This window comes from Pseudomonas sp. HMSC057H01 (assembly GCF_001836405.1).
GTDB classification, from domain to species: Bacteria; Pseudomonadota; Gammaproteobacteria; order Pseudomonadales; family Pseudomonadaceae; genus Pseudomonas; species Pseudomonas aeruginosa.
In genome coordinates this window covers 1-3,670 of sequence record NZ_KV828497.1, presented here as the reverse complement: position 1 = coordinate 3,670, position 3,670 = coordinate 1, and the positions used below count along the sequence as shown (strand labels likewise).

Annotated in this window: 3 protein-coding genes; all 3 read left to right on the top strand. The window is 60.4% G+C overall.

Translation table 11 applies throughout. From position 1 onward, the window contains the following. Positions 1-57: 57 nt before the first annotated feature. Positions 58-594 carry a GNAT family N-acetyltransferase gene (locus tag HMPREF2581_RS19675; RefSeq protein ID WP_003139192.1) on the top strand — a complete coding sequence of 179 codons (537 nt, stop codon included), beginning with the start codon at positions 58-60 and terminating at the stop codon, positions 592-594. A 40-nt stretch (positions 595-634) separates the two neighbouring features. After that, positions 635-2,140 (top strand): DUF6531 domain-containing protein, encoded by a 1,506-nt coding sequence (locus tag HMPREF2581_RS33605; protein WP_016254197.1) that lies wholly within the window; start codon positions 635-637, stop codon positions 2,138-2,140. A gap of 99 nt (positions 2,141-2,239) precedes the next feature. Continuing rightward, positions 2,240-3,670 (top strand): DUF6531 domain-containing protein (locus HMPREF2581_RS33600; protein ID WP_256565212.1); only part of this gene is annotated, 1,431 nt, incomplete at its 3' end.

The window sequence follows — 3,670 nt, the reverse complement described above, 5'->3', positions numbered from 1 at the left end:
CCCCGCCGATCGTCCGCGCCTGCCGCTGATGTACGGCCTTAGCGCAAGGAAACCACGATGACCGAAGAACGCCTGCTGCGCCGCGACGAAATCCCCCTGGTCTGGGAGATCGACCGCAGCGAAGTGATCGAGCACCTGTATTCCGTCGAGGCCGGCCAACTGGTGCTGCGCCCCGAGTTCTACGACATGCGCGGCTGGCCGGAGGGCGAGGCCGAGCACTACACGCCGATCCTGCTCGACTGCTTCGACCGCGGCGGCTGGTTCCTCGGCCTGTTCGACCAGGGCCACCTGATCGGCGCGGTAGTCCTCGACCCGCGCCGCCTCGGCCCCGAGCGCGACTGGCTGCAACTGAAGTTTCTCCACCTCAGCCACGCCTACCGCCGCCGCAGCCTCGGCGCCCACCTCTTCCACCTCGCCGCCACCCAGGCCCGCCACCTCGGCGCCAGCGCGCTCTACGTTTCGGCTACGCCGTCGCAGAACACGGTGGATTTTTATACGAGACTCGGATGCCGGCTGTGCATGGAACCGGATGAGGAGTTGTATCGGTTGGAGCCGGAGGATGTTCATCTGGTCTATGGGTTAGGGGGTAGATAACTCGCGGACTGCGCGAGGGCCGGATATTTCACGGATTGGAATGTGGTGGGAAATGAAAAGGAAATTCTTTGTAGCGGTCCTGCTATCAGCATCGCTTAACCAAGTGGTTGAGGCCGAGCCTTTTTGGTGGGCAGCGAGCTATTTCGACCCGCATCTCAGGTCGGCTCAACTTGCCTGCGAATATACCGCCAGCCGTATTTTGAGATGGTCGGACACCTACTATGCCGGGACAGTTCTTGCCATACGGGTAAAAGGTGGTTACGGGGAGTGCCTAATAAAACACCCTCCATACCCAAACGGGGGAGGAGCGCTTCCTCCTTCCTGGTATTCAATCGTCAGATGGGGCGACGGCTGCACGGACCACCAGGAATACGATGCCAACACCGGCGCCTGCCTTTCCCCCAATGGCCCGCCCAACCACGGGCCTGACTGCTCGCCGCCGTCACTGTCCGCCGGTAATCCGATCAACATCGCCACCGGCAACAAGTACCAGAGCGAAACCGACTACGCCGGCCCGGCCATCGCTCCCCTGCTCCGCTTCACTCGTCACTACAACAGCAGCAACGGACTCTGGACCCACAACCTAAGCGCCCGCCTCACCCTACAGAGCCATATGGTCACCCTGCACCGGGAGGACGGTCGGACCCTCGACTTCATCCGCCTGTACGACCGCATCACCTCCCAGGCCGATAACCTCGGCCGATTGGAGAAGATCGATGGCGGCTGGCGCTACGACGAACCGAGCGGCCTGCGCCTGGATTTCGACGAAGCCGGCGCGCTCGTCGAACTGGTCCAAGCCAGCGAAAAGCTGCGTCTGGCCAGGGAGGGAGGGCAGGTTCGCGTTTCCCACAACCGCTACCCCGGCACCTTCAGCTTCGCCGAGGATGACCGCCAACAACCACTGCGCCTCACCGCTCCAGGCCTGGCAGTGCTCTACAACTATGAAGGCGGACACCTGATCCGGGTCGCCCGCGACGCCGCCGGCCAGGCCAGTGAGCAGCGTTACCACTATGAAGACCCGCGCAACCCGCGGCTACTCACCGGCATCACCGACAACCGCGGCGTGCGCTTCGCCACCTGGCGCTACGACGAAAAGGGCCGAGCTGTGTCCAGCGAACACGCCAACGGCGCGGAGAAGGTCAGCCTCGCCTACAACTTCGATGGCTCCACCACTGTCACCAACGAATACGGCAAGCAGGCTACCTACCGCTTCCAGGTGATCCGCGGTAGCAAACACATCGTCGCCATCGAAGGGCAACCCTCTCCCAACTGCCCCAGCAGCAATTCCACCTTTACCTATGACGAACGCGGCCTGCTCAAGACCCGCCGCGACAACCAGGGCAACCTGACCACCTACGAATACAACGAGCGCGGCCTGGAAATCCTACGCACCGAGGCCGCCGGCACTGCCCAGGCTCGCACTATCGCCACCGACTGGCACCCGAGACTGGCACTTCCAGTGCGGCTCGAAGAGGCGGGCCGCAGTACGCATTACTGGTATGACGGCGACGGTAACAAAGTAGGTGAGACGGTGATAGGGAACTGATGAACGAAGCGAGCCGCACCAGATTTCGGCTATCACATCGCAAAACGGAACGAATTTTTACATGAGACTTAATCTGAAGGATTTGCGGGAGCTTCGTCTGTGACAGCTATTTCCCACTCCTCTGGCAACGAGCCATGCACACACCCTACTCCATTCTGCTTACAGAACTCACGGCGCAAGGAGCCGAAGATATCCCTCTCCCATCAGGCAGTCCTGGTCGCCCTCTTTATATCGGGCAGTGCAAGTGCCACAGAGTATTACTGGTCTAATGCGTTTACCTCCGACTTTCGCTTTCCTAGCCCTGCCGCTTACTGTGCGTGGTCTGTTGGTAAGGCGGGGTCGCCATGGTGGTTCGTTTTCCTAGAACCAACCGTTACAGGACAACTTGTAGCCCAGTGCCGACGACCTCCTTATGAAAACGAACTTGGCGTTACATACGTAGATCTGAACTATCCCATCTATCGAGTTGGCGACTCCTGCCAAACAGGTACCCAATACGACCCAACCATCGGCCAATGCCTGGACCCGAACAAGAGCAACTGCCCACCCGACCCTTCGGCTCCCGCATCCGTCCAGATCGCCTGCCCACTACCCGACGACAAGGGCCCGCCGAAGGAAAACTCCTGCGTCGGCAACCCCATCGATATTGCCTCGGGCAACAAGTTCCAGCTGGAAACCGACTATATCTCCACCAGCACCCCGGCCCTGGCTTTCCAACGCAGCTACAACAGCACAGACGGGCTTTGGCGCCACAACTTTTCCAGTAGCCTGCGCCTCACTTCCGATAGCGTCGTCACAGTGGCCCTGCATCATGGTCGGGAATTGGTCTTCACCCTTTCAGGTAGTAACTTCGTCCCACGCAATCCCGACCAGGGCCTGCTGGAAAAGAAGGGAAACGGCTGGGAATATCTGTCCGCTGACAACGAGCGACTGGTCTTCGACAACGACGGAAGACTGCTTAGGCAAACGACCACCGCCTTAGGCACTCGCTACCTCGCCTATACAGCCAACGGAATCAACGTCGACGACGAGGCTGGCAACCGGCTCACCTTCTCCGAGGACGGCAAACACCAGCCGACCAGTCTGCGTACACCCGACGGCCAGGTGACCTACAGCTATGACAGCCGCCGCCTGACAGCAGTTACCCGTAGCAACGGAGAAGGCTCGCTGACGCGTCGCTATCACTACGAGGACAGTCGCAACGGCAGCCTGCTCACCGGTATTACCGACGAACGCGGCGTGCGCTATGCCTCATGGCACTACGACAATCAGGGCCGGGCAATCTCCAGCGAGCACGCCACTGGGGCGGAAAAGATCAGTCTCAGCCACCACGGCGGTTACTCCACGCGGGTCACCAACGAATACGGCAAGCAGGCCATCTATTATTTCCAAGTAGTCAATGGCAGCAGACGCATCGTCGCCATCGAAGGCGAACCCTCTCCCAACTGCCCCAGCAGCAATTCCACCTTCACCTACGACGAACGCGGACTGCTCACCAGCAAACGCGACAACAACGGCAACCTGACCACC

Bases quoted from the DNA above. Each gene is read 5' to 3' on its own strand.
- HMPREF2581_RS19675 (WP_003139192.1), top strand. From the start codon at position 58: ATGACCGAAGAACGCCTGCTGCGCCGCGACGAAATCCCCCTGGTCTGG.
- HMPREF2581_RS33605 (WP_016254197.1), top strand. From the start codon at position 635: ATGTGGTGGGAAATGAAAAGGAAATTCTTTGTAGCGGTCCTGCTATCA.